Annotated in this window: 12 protein-coding genes; 9 read left to right on the top strand and 3 right to left on the bottom strand. The window is 58.4% G+C overall.

From position 1 onward, the window contains the following. The coding region (locus NKJ13_RS30960) for a transporter substrate-binding domain-containing protein (protein ID WP_352779443.1) at window positions 1-344 on the bottom strand (344 nt) is incomplete at its 3' end. Between the two features lie 470 nt (window positions 345-814). On the opposite strand from NKJ13_RS30960, the gene NKJ13_RS30955 reads away from it, so the two are divergent. Then, on the top strand, window positions 815-2,059 hold the full coding sequence (locus tag NKJ13_RS30955; RefSeq protein WP_352691817.1) for a Zn-dependent hydrolase: 1,245 nt from the start codon (window positions 815-817) through the stop codon (window positions 2,057-2,059). Then, window positions 2,059-2,988 (top strand): bifunctional Delta(1)-pyrroline-2-carboxylate/Delta(1)-piperideine-2-carboxylate reductase, encoded by a 930-nt coding sequence (lhpI, locus tag NKJ13_RS30950; protein ID WP_352779441.1) that lies wholly within the window; start codon window positions 2,059-2,061, stop codon window positions 2,986-2,988. The genes NKJ13_RS30955 and lhpI overlap by 1 nt, the downstream gene beginning before the upstream one ends. A 36-nt stretch (window positions 2,989-3,024) precedes the next feature. Here the strand turns inward: lhpI and NKJ13_RS30945 are convergent, their stop codons facing one another. Beyond that, complete coding sequence (locus NKJ13_RS30945) at window positions 3,025-3,948, bottom strand: LysR family transcriptional regulator (protein WP_352691814.1); 924 nt, start codon at window positions 3,946-3,948, stop codon at window positions 3,025-3,027. Between the two features lie 610 nt (window positions 3,949-4,558). Between NKJ13_RS30945 and glmS the strand changes: the two genes are divergently transcribed. The 7 genes from glmS to NKJ13_RS30910 are packed head-to-tail and all read left to right on the top strand — an operon-like array spanning window position 4,559 to window position 12,435. Continuing rightward, window positions 4,559-5,026, top strand: coding sequence for a methylaspartate mutase subunit S (gene glmS, locus NKJ13_RS30940; RefSeq protein ID WP_352691813.1), 468 nt, complete (start codon window positions 4,559-4,561; stop codon window positions 5,024-5,026). Further along, the gene (locus NKJ13_RS30935; RefSeq protein WP_352779439.1) at window positions 5,023-6,387 is read left to right on the top strand and encodes a glutamate mutase L; all 1,365 of its coding nucleotides are present in this window, start codon (window positions 5,023-5,025) and stop codon (window positions 6,385-6,387) included. The genes glmS and NKJ13_RS30935 overlap by 4 nt, the downstream gene beginning before the upstream one ends. 29 nt (window positions 6,388-6,416) lie before the next feature. Then, entirely contained in the window at window positions 6,417-7,877 is a 1,461-nt protein-coding gene (locus NKJ13_RS30930) for a methylaspartate mutase subunit E (RefSeq protein WP_352779437.1), read from the top strand. A 36-nt stretch (window positions 7,878-7,913) separates the two neighbouring features. After that, window positions 7,914-9,176 carry a methylaspartate ammonia-lyase gene (locus NKJ13_RS30925; RefSeq protein ID WP_352779435.1) on the top strand — a complete coding sequence of 421 codons (1,263 nt, stop codon included), beginning with the start codon at window positions 7,914-7,916 and terminating at the stop codon, window positions 9,174-9,176. Next, window positions 9,173-10,585, top strand: a complete 1,413-nt coding sequence (locus tag NKJ13_RS30920; protein ID WP_352779432.1) for an acyclic terpene utilization AtuA family protein — start codon at window positions 9,173-9,175, stop codon at window positions 10,583-10,585. Before NKJ13_RS30925 ends, NKJ13_RS30920 begins: the two co-directional genes overlap by 4 nt. Further along, a complete protein-coding gene (locus tag NKJ13_RS30915) occupies window positions 10,582-10,905 on the top strand; it encodes a DUF4387 domain-containing protein (RefSeq protein WP_352691807.1) in 324 nt (107 codons plus the stop codon). The genes NKJ13_RS30920 and NKJ13_RS30915 overlap by 4 nt, the downstream gene beginning before the upstream one ends. Before the next feature lie 6 nt (window positions 10,906-10,911). Next, complete coding sequence (locus NKJ13_RS30910) at window positions 10,912-12,435, top strand: fumarate hydratase (protein ID WP_352779430.1); 1,524 nt, start codon at window positions 10,912-10,914, stop codon at window positions 12,433-12,435. Window position 12,436: 1 nt separating this feature from the next. On the opposite strand, the gene NKJ13_RS30905 is transcribed toward NKJ13_RS30910, so the two are convergent. Then, window positions 12,437-13,393, bottom strand: a complete 957-nt coding sequence (locus NKJ13_RS30905) for a LysR family transcriptional regulator (RefSeq protein WP_352779428.1) — start codon at window positions 13,391-13,393, stop codon at window positions 12,437-12,439. Window positions 13,394-14,568 lie beyond the last annotated feature (1,175 nt).

Genomic DNA, 14,568 nt, shown 5'->3' with positions numbered 1-14,568 from the left:
GATTCTCGAACAGGATAAATAGTGGTAGAAAAATAGCCGACGTCTGCCTGCCCCGTCGTCACCGTGTTGAAACGGCTCTTGCCAGTAACAGTTACAAACTTGACTTTGTCCGGATCGCCCAGAACGGCAGCTGCCGTAGCACGGCATAAGTCAACGTCCAATCCTTCCAGCTTTGACGTTTTGGGATTAAGATAGCTGAAGCCTGGGATCCCATCGCCGGTCGCGCAGTTGAGAACGCCGCGCTGCTTGACGTCATCGAGCACAGAGGCTCGGGCAGATGGTGTCGCCGCAACAGCAAGTGCAAGTGCAGCGCAGAAGTAACCCATAGTTGATCTTACACGCATGGCCTCTAGTTCCCCTGATTATTGTTAACAGTCTTGGTGCCTTGTGCCTGGAGGAAGGTCCAAGGAAGCTTCAGGAAAGCACGGCCTCTTTTGAGAGTACAGAATATTTCAGCATTTCGCAGATAGGCACCGTCGATTGCTGCGATAGTTCTGACCTATTTTTCTTCGTCGGTTATGCGAGGCATCTTCCGACCGTCGGACGGAGCTTCACATGACCCTTATCTAGGGTCTCTGCTGGGCTGGAAAGGCGACGCGTACCGCTGATCTCTAGAAAAGAAATCTGCTTCGGCCGGCATTTTCAACCGAACGATAGAAGTCTGGAACGGGAGGAAAACGTCGTCCTTTTTATAGAACTGAGGGTGCCGCACAATCGTGGGTGCCATCGGTGCTTCCGCCGCTGATCATGTTGGCCGAGGTTATCACTGGCCTGATCGGCGCCAGTGACGTCACTATTTTGAAAGAAATAATCTATGACAATTTGCTCCGAGGCTCGTGTGTCCCTCGACCGTTTCTGGTCAACAATCGAAGCTTCCGCCAAGATTGGCAAAGGCCGTCCGGGAGGCCTGTCGCGTCTGACGCTCACGGACTCAGATCGCGAGATGCGCGATCTATTTTGTGGCTGGTGCCGGGAGGCAGGCTTGAGCGTCGATATCGATGAACTCGGCTCAATCTTCGCAAGGCGCAATGGTACCAACAACGAACTGCCACCGATCCTGATCGGCAGCCATCTCGACACTCAGATTAACGGGGGGCGCTTCGACGGGATTGCCGGAGTGCTTGCCGGGCTCGAGCTTGTGCGCGCGCTTAACGATCTCGGGCATGTCACCAAAAGGCCCATTATCGTCGTTGACTGGACCAACGAGGAAGGCGCGAGGTTTTCTCCGCCGATGGTGGCCTCGGGCTGTTTTGTCGGGCAGTACGAACGCGACTGGGTCTACGACCTGATTGCCGACGATGGCCAACGTTTCGGCGATGTGCTTGAACGAATTGGCTATAAGGGCGACAAGCCTTGCCAGGCAGGAGAGATCGACGCCTATTTCGAGCTGCACATCGAGCAGGGACCGATCCTCGATGCGGAGCGGCGGGAGGTAGGGATCGTCACCGGCGCTTACCCGAGCCACGGCATCCGTGTTCGCTTCGAAGGCGAAACCGCCCACACCGGCCCAACCCCGATGGACCTGCGCCACAACGCGCTGATCGCCGGGGCGAGGTTTCTGACTGCAGTTGACGATATTGGTTGGGAGTTTGCGATCCACGACGGCAAGGCCACTGGATCGCGGCTTGCCGCTTGGCCGAACAAGCCGGGCATTCTGTCTGACACGGCCCAATGCGTCGCCGATGTACGCCACCCCGATCCTATAACCGCCAGGGTCATGGCTGAAAAGATGCGTCGTGCCGCCAAGGCCAGCGCCGCCATGGCCGGCTGTATCGCCGTGGTCGAGGACGAATGGAGCTGGGGAGGCGACATTTTTGACGAGGAACTTATCAACAGCATCCGTGCTGAGGCAGTCCGTCAGTCCTATAGTTGGCGCGATATACGCTCTCAAGCGGGTCATGACGCCTATCACATGGCGACGCATTGCCCCAGCGCCATGATTTTTACACCCTGCAAGGGTGGGATCACCCACAACAACAATGAATCTTGCGAACCAGCAGATTTCCGCGCAGGCCTCAACATGCTTCTGCACGCCGTCGTTCAACGTGCGGATCGTTGATGCAGCTTTTCGACCACGCAGAGATCGAAGCACGGCTAGACTGGCCGGGGCTGATCGAGGAACTTCGAGCGAATTTCTCCGCCGCCAGAACGGTTGCACCGGCGCGTCAGGTGCTTGAGATGGACCTGCCGGATGGCGAAAAAGCCTCACTTCTGATTATGCCTGCCTGGGAGAGTGGCAGAGCGATTGGGGTCAAGGTCGTTACCTTTTTTCCTGGCAATGCAACACACGGCAAGGCGACTATCAGCGCCGGCATGCTGATGTTCGACGGGGCTGACGGTAGATTTACGGCAGCGCTAGATGGGGATGCGCTCACCGCGCGGCGCACCGCGGCGGCCTCGGCGCTGGCAGCGGATTATCTGGCCCGGGAAGACGTCCAAACGTTATTGGTTGTCGGGACCGGTCAGCTAGCACTCTCGGTGGCCCACGCCCACGCGAGTGTACGCACCTACACTCGCGTGCTGATTTGGGGACGAAGCGTGGAAAAGGCTAGGTCCCTGGCGGCTACGCTCGTTATGAGGGGCCTTCCAGCGGAAACGTGTGAGGATATAGAGTCCGGGTGTCGCTTAGCGGATGTGGTAAGTTCGGTCACAGCCTCAACAACGCCGATGATCCGCGGCGCCTGGCTGCGGGACGGATCGCACCTCGATCTCATAGGCGCATTTAAGCCCGACATGCGCGAAAGTGATACGGCTGCGATCACTGGCGCGCGAGTGTTCGTCGACGGGCGCGCAGGGGCTGTTCTGGCGGGCGATCTGGCGCAACCGATCGCCGAGGGCGCATTCTTCGCAGAAGATATTGTGGCGGATCTGACGGAGCTTGCGCGGGGCCACCCGGGCCGCCTGAACGAGATCGGGCGGACCGTCTTCAAATCCACCGGCCTTTCGCAAGAAGACCTAGCCGCCGCGATGAGGGTTATACGACGTTGATGGGCGCTCGATGATGCGATTCTGGGTGCCACACCTTCAGGTCATCTCGGGATAAAGGCCCAGAAGCTCATCAATCAGGTCGGCAAATTTTTGTTCCGGAGGGGTCAGCGAGCTCAAGTTGGAAGAGATGAGGTAGACATCCGCGCCGAGCGGCTCATCGAACAGCCGCAACGGCCACAGTCGCCCCTGGGCGACATCATCGTGGGCGGTGAGAACGGGCAATAGGCCTATGCCCAGACCCGATATCAGCATGCGGCGCACCTCGTCGAGCTCGTGGCTCCATCCGCTAACTCGGCGTCCGAGACCAAGGCCTTCTCGTAGAAAGATCATCGGCTCGAATCCGCTCCCATCAGTGGCGCAATCGAAGGCGATGAAGGGCTCTTGTTGAAGCCTTCGGACATTTACCTCCTGAACTCCGAATAGAGGGTGTTCGGCACCACAAAATATGCCAAAATCCTCTCGAAATAAGTGGCGGCATCGCAGCGTCGGCATTTTTTTTGTCAAAAGACAGATGCCGATGCCAGCCTTGTCCATCGAGATCTGTCGCACGATTTCGAGCGACGTCTTGATGTCAATGCGCCATGTGACAGATGGGTATCTCTGGTGATAGAGCCGAAGTGCTTCGTCCACGAGAGTGGACTGTAGCCGGGTAACCATGCTGAGCTTTAACTCTCCGAATTCGTCATCGCTCCCGTCGAGAGAGAGGGTGCCGATTCGGTCAACACACCGGGACATCTCGGAACATTCCTGGTAAATCTGTTCGCCGCGCAATGTCAGCGCAAAATGGCGAGGGTCACGGAAGACGAGCTTACAGTCGAGTTGATCTTCTAGTTTTTGCAGCGCAAGGCTGACGGATGGCTGACTCATTCGAAGACGTTTCGCGGCGCCGGTGATGCTCCTCTCTTCAGCGATGATGCAAAAACTGCGCAGAAGGTTCCAGCTCAGCTCGTTCGTCCCCATGTGGTATGCTCCGCAAAATACGTCCGACTTCGTTGAGTTTGCAGGTTGTTCGCCTCGATTGCACAATAAGATAGCCTGTGCAAAGCTTTCAATTCTCCAGCAGCCGCGTGAACGGGGACCCTAAGCCATGTGGCGCGCCCGCCTAGCCGGCCGGCGTGGAGCGAATGACGTGTCCAACCCGCATAGATAGATCTTTTCACAATGCAATGTCAGCGCAAATCGCGGAACACTAGCTTGCTGCCGGGTTGATCTTCGAGCGTTACATCGCAAAGGCTCACCGATGGAAGACTCGTCTGAACACACGGCGCGATTGAGCCCGGCGCTAGGAGCAGCGCTACGGAACCATCATCTGCGATCTGGAACTCGACCACGGCCTCTCTTGCTGGGTCGAACGCTGCCGATCTTTGAGCTGAACTAGGAAAGATCGATGCTCACCTCCGATGAGGCCGGACCCGCAAACTGACCATTTCATTCTCCAAATGCCGAAGGCTCATCGTTCCTAACAGATCAGTTTAATTTATCTATTTCTATCATCAGATAATGATTGTTGACTCCACGGATGCTCGTTGTAAAGGGATGCATCTGCGGGGCTCATAGGAAGATGAATCGAATGGTCGCTCCTGAATTCAAAGTGGTGCTGGGCGTGATTGGAGCGGACTGTCATGCAGTCGGCAACAAGATCATCATGAGCGTGCTCGGGCAGCACGGCGTCGATGTGGTGAACCTCGGTGTGATGGTTAGCCAGGATGAGTTCATAGATGCGGCTATCGAGACCGGTGCCGATGCGATCCTGGTCTCCTCGATCTACGGCCACGGCGAAATCGACTGCATGGGATTTCGTGACCGTTGTGTTGAGCGCGGCCTGGGCGACATCGTTCTCTACGTTGGTGGCAACCTTATTATTGGAAAGCGTGATTTCTCCGCCATCGAAGAGCTCTTCAAGGCCATGGGCTTCGATAGGGTGTTCAAGCCCAGCGTTGATCTAGCCACGGTTGCAGAGATGCTTAAGGGCGACATCACGCGCGGTCGGAGGCAGGCGCAGCTGGTCGGAGTTTCCGAGCTCCGACAAGTCGGATGAGGCTCCTGTCGATCGATATCGGTTCTACGTGGACCAAAGGTGCAACCTTTGTGCTATCGAGTCGGAACGACTTGCGGGTTGTAAAGCGCGCAGCTCGTCCGACAACGGTGGACGACCTCTCTCGCGGCTTCAACGCCGTCTATGACGCGTTGTCTGCGGATGGAAAGCCCGATCAGATATTCTATTCGTCGTCGGCTAAGGGCGGCTTGGCTATCGCCGCAATTGGCATCGTGCCCGATCTCACGGCAGAGATGGCTAAGCTGACGGCATACTCGGCTGGAGCGAAGATCACAGATAGTTTCGCCTACGCGCTTAGCACCGCCGACATTGCCGCGCTTGGCAATTCCAACTCGGACATCATCCTGCTCGCAGGCGGAGCCGATGGCGGCAACACGCACTATCCAGTGGAAAATGCGCGAAAGCTTGCCAAAGCTAACTTGGCGGCGACCATTGTCTTTGCAGGGAACCGCGCCGTCCGCGACGAGGTGGAACGCATCTTGGATGGCCGCGACCTGGTTTGCGTTGAAAACGTACTGCCGGACTTGGAAAACCCCAATCCCGAGCCGGCCCGCACTGCGATCCGGGAGCTCTTTCTCAAAAGGATAACGACGGGCAAGGGCCTCGATCGGATTGTCACTTCTACAGGTAAAGAACCCTGGCCCACGCCTTATGCCCTATTCGAATACTGCCGCTACATCGCCGAGTTCGCTCCGGAATTCGGTGAGTTCGTGATGGTCGACATGGGTGGTGCTACTACCGATGTGTATTCGGTGCACGAGGAGAAAAATCTGGCAGGCACGGTGCGTCGTGGACTGCCTGAAGCCAAAGTGAAGCGTACGGTGGAGGGCGACCTCGGCATGCGCGTGTCTGCCCGCTCGGCAGCGGTGGCCGCGCGAAAGCTTGATACGTCAAAAAGCCTCGGTGCCGATCCAGCCTTTTCGAGCTTTGTCGACAGGGTATCGAGAGCTCCCGAAACACTGGCCAGTAACCCTGAGGAGCGGAGGTTTGATGGGGTGCTTGCCAGCGCGAACCTGGTGCACTCGGTGGCGCGTCATTCAGGCCGGGCTCATGAGGTCTGTACCGCAGAAGGGTTGGTCACCGTCCAGGTTGGGCGTGACCTTACAGAGGTTCCGCAGATCATCGGAACCGGCGGATATCTCTCCGCGACCGCCAACTTTCGGCCGCGAGACAGCCTCTCTTCGCTGGGTACCGACGAATATGGGAAACGCGTTCTGGCGCCGCTTCGAGCGAGGTACCTCCGTGATCCGGAATATCTTCTGCCGCTTCTCGCAAACGTCGCCGCCGCCCATCCTGCGGCTGCGGTCCGCGCAGGGCTTGAGGCGTTGGTCGAAAACCATTGATATCGAAAACCTCCCCGGCGGTTCCCTTCATGACACTTCCTGCTGGCACCACGATCGAAAACAAGAAGCTCGATCGATCGACGTATGAATCAGAGCGGTGTGGTGTGCTTCGATCTTGGCCAACGGGCCACGATGTCAATTTCGCCGCGGCCATCCAGCGTCATCAGGAAATGGCGGACTCAAAGAAGTTCTCGATCTCCCTGGCGCGAGCGGAAGCCAGCGGCAAGACCCTGTTGCAGCCGCGCGCCGGCGTGGCCCTGCTGCTCGAACATATTCGGCTACTCCAAGACCTTTCTCCCTTTTGCGATGTCCTCCCGACCACGGTTGATGCTTACACACGACACAACCGCTATCACGAGGCGGAGAAGGGCATCGAGCGATCCAGAGCTGCAGGCACATCCCTCTTGAACGGATTCCCTCCGGTCAATCACGGTGTCGCCGGCTGCCAACGCCTAGTCGACAATCTCGAAAAGCCCGTTCAAGTCCGTCATGGCACGCCCGATGCCCGGTTGCTGGCGGAGATCACGCTAGCTGCGGGATTCTCCAGCTTCGAGGGCGGTGGGATCTCCTACAACATCCCGTACTCGAAGAGCGTGCCGTTGGAGAGGTCGATCCGCCACTGGCAATACTGCGATCGCCTGGTCGGCCTGTACGAAGAGGAAGGCATCAGGATCAACAGGGAGCCGTTCGGTCCCCTCACCGGCACGCTCGTGCCGCCCTTCGTCTCCCACACGGTCGCATTGATCGAGGGACTGCTGGCGCTGGAACAGGGGGTGAAGTGCATCACGCTAGGATACGGCCAGGCAGGCAATCTTGCGCAAGACATCGCCGCCATCCGATCCTTGCGGAGGCTCGCCAAGCACTACTTCGAAGAATTTGGTTATCAGGATTACGCGCTCTCTACGGTGTTCCACCAGTGGATGGGTGGCTTTCCTGAAAGCGAAGCGCAGGCCTATTCGGTAATTGCGCTGGGCTCGGCAGCCGCAAAGTTCGCCGGGGCGACTAAGATCATTGTGAAGTCACCTCATGAAGCCGCCGGCGTGCCGACCATGGACGCCAACCGTTCTGGCCTGCAGGCGACGGCACAGATGATCAACATGGTTGGGGATCAAAGGCCGCTGGAGACTGATGAGATCACGCAGGAAATAGAAATTATCGAGCGAGAAGTGCATGCGGTGATGCGTAAAGTCATCGAACTCGGCAATGGCGATGTGGCGCGCGGTGCCGTCCTGGCGTTCGAAGCCGGCGTCATGGATATCCCGTTCGCGCCGGCCAGCATCAACGCCGGACGAATGACTCCCATCCGCGACAATAACGGTGCGATCCGGGTTTTCAGCAAGGGTGACATTCCGCTCCCGGAAGATGTCGTCGCGTTCCACAAGGACAAGATCGCAGAGCGCGCTGCGGTCGAAGGCCGCCAGGCCTCATTTCAAATGGTAGTGGACGATGTCCGCGCCATCTCGTCGAGCAATTTGATCGGTCGCCCGTAGCCGGCACACACGCTACACAAAGTGAAGAGCACTCGCATGAAGATCACGGAAGCATTGTTCACGCCGGCCTTGTCCTCGTTCTATTTCGACGATCAGGCGGCAATCAAGGCGGGTGCAGAACAGGACGGCTTCATCTATGTCGGCAAAGCCAAGACACCTGGCTTTGATAGAATCAGGCAATCAGGCGAAGCGGTCAGCGTCCTTCTGAAGCTCCAGAACGGCCTTTGGGCTGAAGGCGATTGCGCTGCCGTGCAGTATTCAGGTGCCGGCGGGCGCGATCCCCTTTTCACGGCCGCTGGCTACATTCCTTGGATGCAAGAAGTGTTGCGGCCGCTCCTCATCGGACGGGATGTCGCGGAGTTCATGGGCAACGCCCGCTATTTTGACCGGCTCGAGCAAGATGGCAATCGGATCCATACCGCCATCCGGTACGGGTTGTCGCAGGCCCTTCTGGATGCCACCGCCAAGGCATCGGGACGGCTCAAAGTTGAGGTGGTGTGTGACGAATACGGCCTTCCTATCGAGTTGAAGCCGCTCGCCCTCTTCGGCCAAAGCGGCGACGACCGTTACAACGCCGTCGACAAGATGGTCATGAAGGGTGTCGACGCGCTGCCCCACGGCCTGATCAACAACGTCGCCAGCAAGCTTGGGCGCAACGGAGGCAAGCTTCAGGAGTACATGACCTGGCTAACGCAACGTATCCTGCAATTGCGGAGCGATGCCAGCTATTCACCTGTTCTGCACGTCGATGTCTACGGAACGATCGGCATGATCTTCGCAAACGACCACGGCAAGATCTCGGCCTATCTCGCGGGGCTGGGCGAGCGTGTTTCGCCCTTCGAGCTTTATATCGAGGGCCCGGTCGACGCGGGCAGCAAACCTCGTCAAATTGCGCTGCTGAAGGAAATCCGCGAGGCTCTTCGAGCCCGTTCGAGTTCGGTCAAGATCGTTGCAGACGAATGGTGCAACACCTACCAGGACATCGTTGAGTTCGTCGATGCCGAGTGCTGCGATATGGTTCAGATCAAGACACCGGACCTCGGCAGCATCCATAACACGGTGGAGGCGGTGCTTTATTGCCGGGAACATGGGGTAGAGGCCTATCAAGGCGGTACCTGCAACGAGACCGATGTCTCTGCAAGGACCTGTCTGCATGTCGCGCAGGCGACGCGGCCGCAGCGTGTCCTTGTCAAACCAGGCATGGGCTTCGATGAAGGCATGACCATCGTTGCCAACGAGATGCGGCGCAACTTGGCAATCCTCCAGGCGAAGAACGCGAGCGTAAGTGTGATGACATGAATTCGAGCACAGAGCGGGCTGGTTCGGGCACCTGGCGCAAAATCAAGGTGCTCTCGCCGACAGCAATTCTTGGCTACGGCTTTCCGGAAGCGTCTTTCGAAGCCGGCCTCGCCCAGGATCCAGATGTTATTGCGGTCGATGCCGGATCAAGCGATCCGGGCCCATATTATCTGGGAGCAGGAGTTTGCTTCACGGATCGCGCCGCGGTGAAGCGCGATTTGCGCTTGATGCTGCGCGCCGCGAGGAGGCGCGAGATCCCGTTGTTAATCGGTAGCGCCGGCGGTTGCGGAGCTCGTCCCCATCTCAATTGGACCCTTGATATCGTTCGCGAAGTCGCGCGGGAGGATCGACTTCAAGGATGCCTTGCAGCGATTCCGGCCGACATCGAAAAAGCAGCCCTTTGCGCGGCTCTCACTCGTGGTCATGTCGATACGCTTCCAGGAGTGCCCACGGCCACTCACGAGACAATCAACGCCAGCACGCACATCGTGGCGCAGATGGGCGAGGAACCGCTCCTGGATGCCCTTGCGCGCGGCGCGGATGTGATCGTGGCCGGACGTTGCTACGATCCAGCTGTCTTTGCCGCAGTGCCAATCGCGCGCGGCTTCGACCGCGGGCTAGCGCTGCATATGGGCAAGATTCTCGAATGTGCAGCTATCGCCGCGACACCGGGCAGTGGCAGCGACTGCATGCTTGGCACGTTGTCAGAAAACAGCTTCACTGTTCAGGCGCTTTCTCCAACTCGCCGGTGCACCGTAGCATCGGTTGCAGCGCACACGCTTTATGAAAAGAGCGATCCTTACCACCTGCCCGGTCCTGGCGGCGCGCTAGACCTAACACAAACGCGTTTCGAGCAACTCGACGAGCAGCGCGTGCGCGTCTCCGGCAGCCGTTTCTCGCCATCGCGCCCGTATAGAGTGAAGCTCGAGGGTGCCGCGCCAGCCGGGTTCCGCACGGTCTCCATCGCTGGTGCCCGAGATCCCATCTTCATTGCCCAAGTCGGTACGATCATCGAAGGGGTTCGCCGTCGCGTGGCCGACAACTTTTCTCACGTCCCGGATAGCGCCTATCAGCTGATGGTCCGCGTTTATGGCAGGGATGGTGTTATGGGCGACCTCGAGCCGCAGAGGACAATCACCTCACATGAAATCTGCCTTGTGATTGAGGCGGTGGGTGAGACGCAGGGTCTTGCCGACACGATCTGTGGCTTCGCCCGGGCAACGATGCTGCATTTCGGTTATCCCGGCCGCATCTCGACGGCTGGCAATCTGGCCTTTCCCTACTCGCCTTCGGACTTCAAGGTCGGACAGATCTACGAATTCAGCCTCTATCATTTGCTGGAGATGGACGATCCCGTCAGTCTGTTTTCCACTATCGAGATCTCCGAGCTGCAAGGCCCGCTGCCATGAAGGGCACCCTCGCGGATGCCGCCCTTGTCGTGAGGAGCAAGAACGCTGGGCCCTTCGAGCTAACGCTCGATATCATCTTCAAGGAACGTAGTGCATTTGAACACGCCCGCGACACGCAACTGATCAACAGGAGCTTGATCAGTCGCCTCTATGGGGTTCCGGCGGGAGATGTCCTCGATATCGTGGCCTTCGAACCGGCGAATGCCATCAAGGCCACGATCAAGCGCCGCCGCCCATCCGCAGCCATTGGCGAAACCGACGTCTACGGGGCGCAGCAACACGCGCCCTTGCTCGACGTCCCCTTCGATCCGGAGGGATAGACTGTGATGACCGAGATTTGGGAAGCCGACTTCGTCGACAGCGTTGCCGAGGCGCTGCAATTCATCTCCTGCTATCACCCTCCCGACTTCGTTCGCAACTTGGCGGCCGCCTACGAGCGCGAGGAAAGCGCGCCGGCAAAACAGGCGATCGGGCAGATCCTGGTGAATTCGCGTATGTGCGCGATTGGGAAGCGCCCCATTTGCCAGGACACTGGTACGGCCAATGTCTTCGTCAAGATCGGCACAGGGGCCCGAATTCTCACCAATCGGTCCCTGCAAGATCTCGTAGACGAGGCGGTGCGGCGTGCTTGGAGGGCCAATGACAATCCGCTCCGCGCCTCGATGGTCCGTGACCCGCTGTTTGGGCGCCTGAATAGTGGAGACAACACACCTGCGATGGTGAGCGTTGAGCTGGTCGCAGGAGCCGGCATGGCGGTCGACGTTTCTGCAAAGGGCGGCGGCTCAGAGAACAAGACCAAGTTCACAGTCCTCGAGCCTGCGGACTCCATCACGGACTGGATCGTGCGAACCGTGGAGACTCTAGGGGCAGGATGGTGCCCCCCGGGCATCCTCGGGATCGGTGTCGGCGGGAGTGTCGACAAGGCGATGGCGATGGCCAAGGAATCCTTGAACGAGCCATTAGACATGCTCGATCTCAAGCGCCGCGGCCCGTCATCGCGGATTGAGGAAGTGCGGTTGGAGATTTTCGAGCGAGTGAACGCCCTCGGTATCGGCGCGCAGGGGCTTGGGGGCGTCACGACGGTCCTAGATGTGAAACTGCGCTGTTTTCCGACCCATGCCGCGTCGCTGCCTGTCGCTCTTATTCCGAACTGCGCAGCGACTCGGCATATTCATTTCGAGCTGGATGGATCCGGACCGGCGCTCTTTGATGTCCCAAGCATCAATGACTGGCCCGAAATCGTGGTCGAGCAAAGCGCGGCAGGAGTACGCCGTGTGAATCTCGATCGCCTTGAGGGTACCGAGATCGAAAGCTGGCGCCCCGGTGAAACGCTGCTTCTATCCGGCGCGCTGTTTACGGGCCGCGATGCCGCCCACAAGCGGATGGTGGAGACGCTGCGCGCCGGCGAGCCGCTGCCGGTGGATCTCAGGGGGCGGGCGATTTACTATGTCGGCCCGGTCGATCCGGTTGATGATGAGGTTATCGGCCCCGCCGGCCCAACGACGGCGACGCGCATTGATCGCTTCGTCGAGGAGATTCTGTCCGGAACTGGATTGCAGGTAATGATCGGCAAGGCGGAGCGGGGTCCTGAAGCCATAGAGGCAATCGCCAGACACAAAGCGGCCTACTTGATCGCTGTCGGGGGCGCAGCCTACCTTGTCTCAAAAGCTGTCCGCTCAGCTGAGATTGTCGCCTATGCCGATCTCGGCATGGAAGCCATCTACCGGCTGAATGTGGAGGATATGCCGGTCACGGTTGCAGTCGACAGTCGCGGAACTTCAATCCACACGATCGGTCCAAGGAAATGGCGCGACGCAGCATCTGGTTTGGGCAGGCAGGCTGGCGGCTAAGTTAGCTCCCTCCAGCTTTCTTTTTTTCGAGCATTCCAAAGAGACGTCGCATCAAAGCAGGACCTTGATCGCGCACAAACGCTTTGAAACTCTGAGCCGCAGGACTGAGTTTCTTGCGCTTCAGGTGCAACACGAACCACTCGCGCATCGTCGGCATGCCGTCTGCGGCAAGTATAGCCAGCTTCTTGGCTTGCAGTTCGAGTGCCACCGTATGAGCCGATATGAAGGCGATGCCCATATCGGCCATGACGGCCTGTTTTATGTTTTCATTACTGTCCATCATCGATGCGTTGGGCAACTGCAGCCTTTCGCTGAGAAAGTAGTTTTCGTGGACCATTCGGGTCCCGGAGCCCTCTTCACGCACAAAGAAGGGCTGATGTGACAACTCGCGCCGCGATATCAATTTTCGCTTTGCCAACGCATTGAGGGGGTGCCCTATCAGCACGTATGGATGTTTCGCAAAGGGCAGGGCCTCGACTTCCAGCCGTTGCGGTGGCCGTCCCATCAGGGCGATGTCGATCTGATTGGCCTCCAACCGCTTGATGACGCCCTCTCTGTTGGCGATGATCGATTCGATGAGGACATCGGGATGCCGCCGCCGGAACTCCTGCAGCAAATGGGGACCAAAGTTTCGGGAAGTCGTAACCATGGCGACGCGCACCAAGCCGTTCAATCGCCCTTGCAAGGCGCTGAGCACACCCTGGGCCTCATGCAATGCCTCGGTCATGCGCTCCGCATACGGGATAAGCGCCGTCGCGGCTGCCGTCAGTTGTATCGAGCGACCATCCTTCTCGAAGAGAGTAGAGCCGAGCGCCTCGGACAATTTGGCCATCTGCATGGAGACCGCTGGAGGGGAAAGCTCGAGTTGAGCAGCAGCCCGCCAAAAACTTCTGTGTTCCACTGCTGCCAGGAAAATCTGAAGCTGACGGAGCGTTACTTTCTCAGTCGTATCAACCATTTAAGGCACTCACTGTCCGCGATTGACACTCCCAAGGCGCCGCAGCTTTACAAGATTGTCATTGTTGTGCGAACCTTCACAAAGAGTTATCAATAGCATATCTAAAACTCGGATACCTAGACTTCACCCGTGTCAGCGGGCGCCTTCGGTCGGAAAGAGAACTGTTCCCGCTGACACGCTAAGCCGCTGCTTCGGGGGTCGATGCCAGAATGCGTGTACTGCCTCAGCGCGCCGACGGGAGCAGTAGCGTGGCCTTGCGACCCTCCGCGGCAGCGATAGCCCCGCGCTCAAGCCTGATCTTCTTCGCCACCTGGCTTTGGATGTAGGCCTGGGCGGCATCAATGGCTGCTTGCTTGCGTTGTAGCTCTTCCTCTCGGGCCGCGATGGAGGCGTTTTGCGCCAGACGTCGCTCGGTCTTGGCGGGTAGTGGCAATCAGGGGAGCCGCGAGCGATTCGTTCAGCTTGATGTCGGCCTTGCAGCTTGGGCAAGCTGATTGTCGGGATGACGGCCGCCGTTTTGGTCGCATGAAGAAGACGGCCATCGTCGCGCTGGCGCGCAAGCTGTTGGTGGCGCTTTGGAAGTATGTCGCCTCTGGGGTCATCATCGACGGCGCCATACCACCAAGGTCTCATGAGCCATGGTGGTTCCAGGCCGACGACCGAGAGAATCTTCGGCGAGATGCCGTCTCGTCTCATAGAATGGTTTGTCGACCTAAGCCCTGCCCGCCGGAAGCGGGATGTTGGTGCAGCCGAAATAAAACGGCGACCGTATGTGAGGTGGATGAGGCTCGGCAAAACGAGCCGTGTCACACAGTCGGGCTTGGAACCTGGAACCGATACTTTGGGGATGACTGACATAGATGCTCCCATGTGAGGATTCTCCGCATGATTCATGCTGAAAATGAGCGATCAACCGCCTGCACGCTACGTGGGGATGCCTACGCGCTTACACAGCACCACGCCGCCATGCAAAATCATCAAATGTGAGTCAGACCCCCGTTTGGACAAAAATCACCCCTCAAACAGGGTCCTCATTCGATGAAAAATCACAGATGACTGTTAGAGGAACATCTGCCCCACCGGTTAGGTGGGGTATAGCGGGAATCTCTCCGCCAGCGTCAACACTCGTCCGGCAATGTCTACGTCGATTTCCAGCCCTTGGCTTGGATTCGCTG

The organism is Mesorhizobium sp. M0174 (assembly GCF_040322275.1).
In the GTDB taxonomy this organism is placed as follows: Bacteria; Pseudomonadota; Alphaproteobacteria; order Rhizobiales; family Rhizobiaceae; genus Mesorhizobium.
This window is presented reverse-complemented; position numbering and strand designations above follow the sequence as displayed.

Excerpts from the sequence above, each read along its gene's own strand:
- NKJ13_RS30955 (WP_352691817.1), top strand. The coding sequence starts at position 815 with ATGACAATTTGCTCCGAGGCTCGTGTGTCCCTCGACCGTTTCTGGTCA.
- lhpI (WP_352779441.1), top strand. The coding sequence starts at position 2,059 with ATGCAGCTTTTCGACCACGCAGAGATCGAAGCACGGCTAGACTGGCCG.
- NKJ13_RS30945 (WP_352691814.1), bottom strand. The coding sequence starts at position 3,948 with ATGGGGACGAACGAGCTGAGCTGGAACCTTCTGCGCAGTTTTTGCATC.
- glmS (WP_352691813.1), top strand. The coding sequence starts at position 4,559 with ATGGTCGCTCCTGAATTCAAAGTGGTGCTGGGCGTGATTGGAGCGGAC.
- NKJ13_RS30935 (WP_352779439.1), top strand. The coding sequence starts at position 5,023 with ATGAGGCTCCTGTCGATCGATATCGGTTCTACGTGGACCAAAGGTGCA.
- NKJ13_RS30930 (WP_352779437.1), top strand. The coding sequence starts at position 6,417 with ATGACACTTCCTGCTGGCACCACGATCGAAAACAAGAAGCTCGATCGA.
- NKJ13_RS30925 (WP_352779435.1), top strand. The coding sequence starts at position 7,914 with ATGAAGATCACGGAAGCATTGTTCACGCCGGCCTTGTCCTCGTTCTAT.
- NKJ13_RS30920 (WP_352779432.1), top strand. The coding sequence starts at position 9,173 with ATGAATTCGAGCACAGAGCGGGCTGGTTCGGGCACCTGGCGCAAAATC.
- NKJ13_RS30915 (WP_352691807.1), top strand. The coding sequence starts at position 10,582 with ATGAAGGGCACCCTCGCGGATGCCGCCCTTGTCGTGAGGAGCAAGAAC.
- NKJ13_RS30910 (WP_352779430.1), top strand. The coding sequence starts at position 10,912 with ATGACCGAGATTTGGGAAGCCGACTTCGTCGACAGCGTTGCCGAGGCG.
- NKJ13_RS30905 (WP_352779428.1), bottom strand. The coding sequence starts at position 13,393 with ATGGTTGATACGACTGAGAAAGTAACGCTCCGTCAGCTTCAGATTTTC.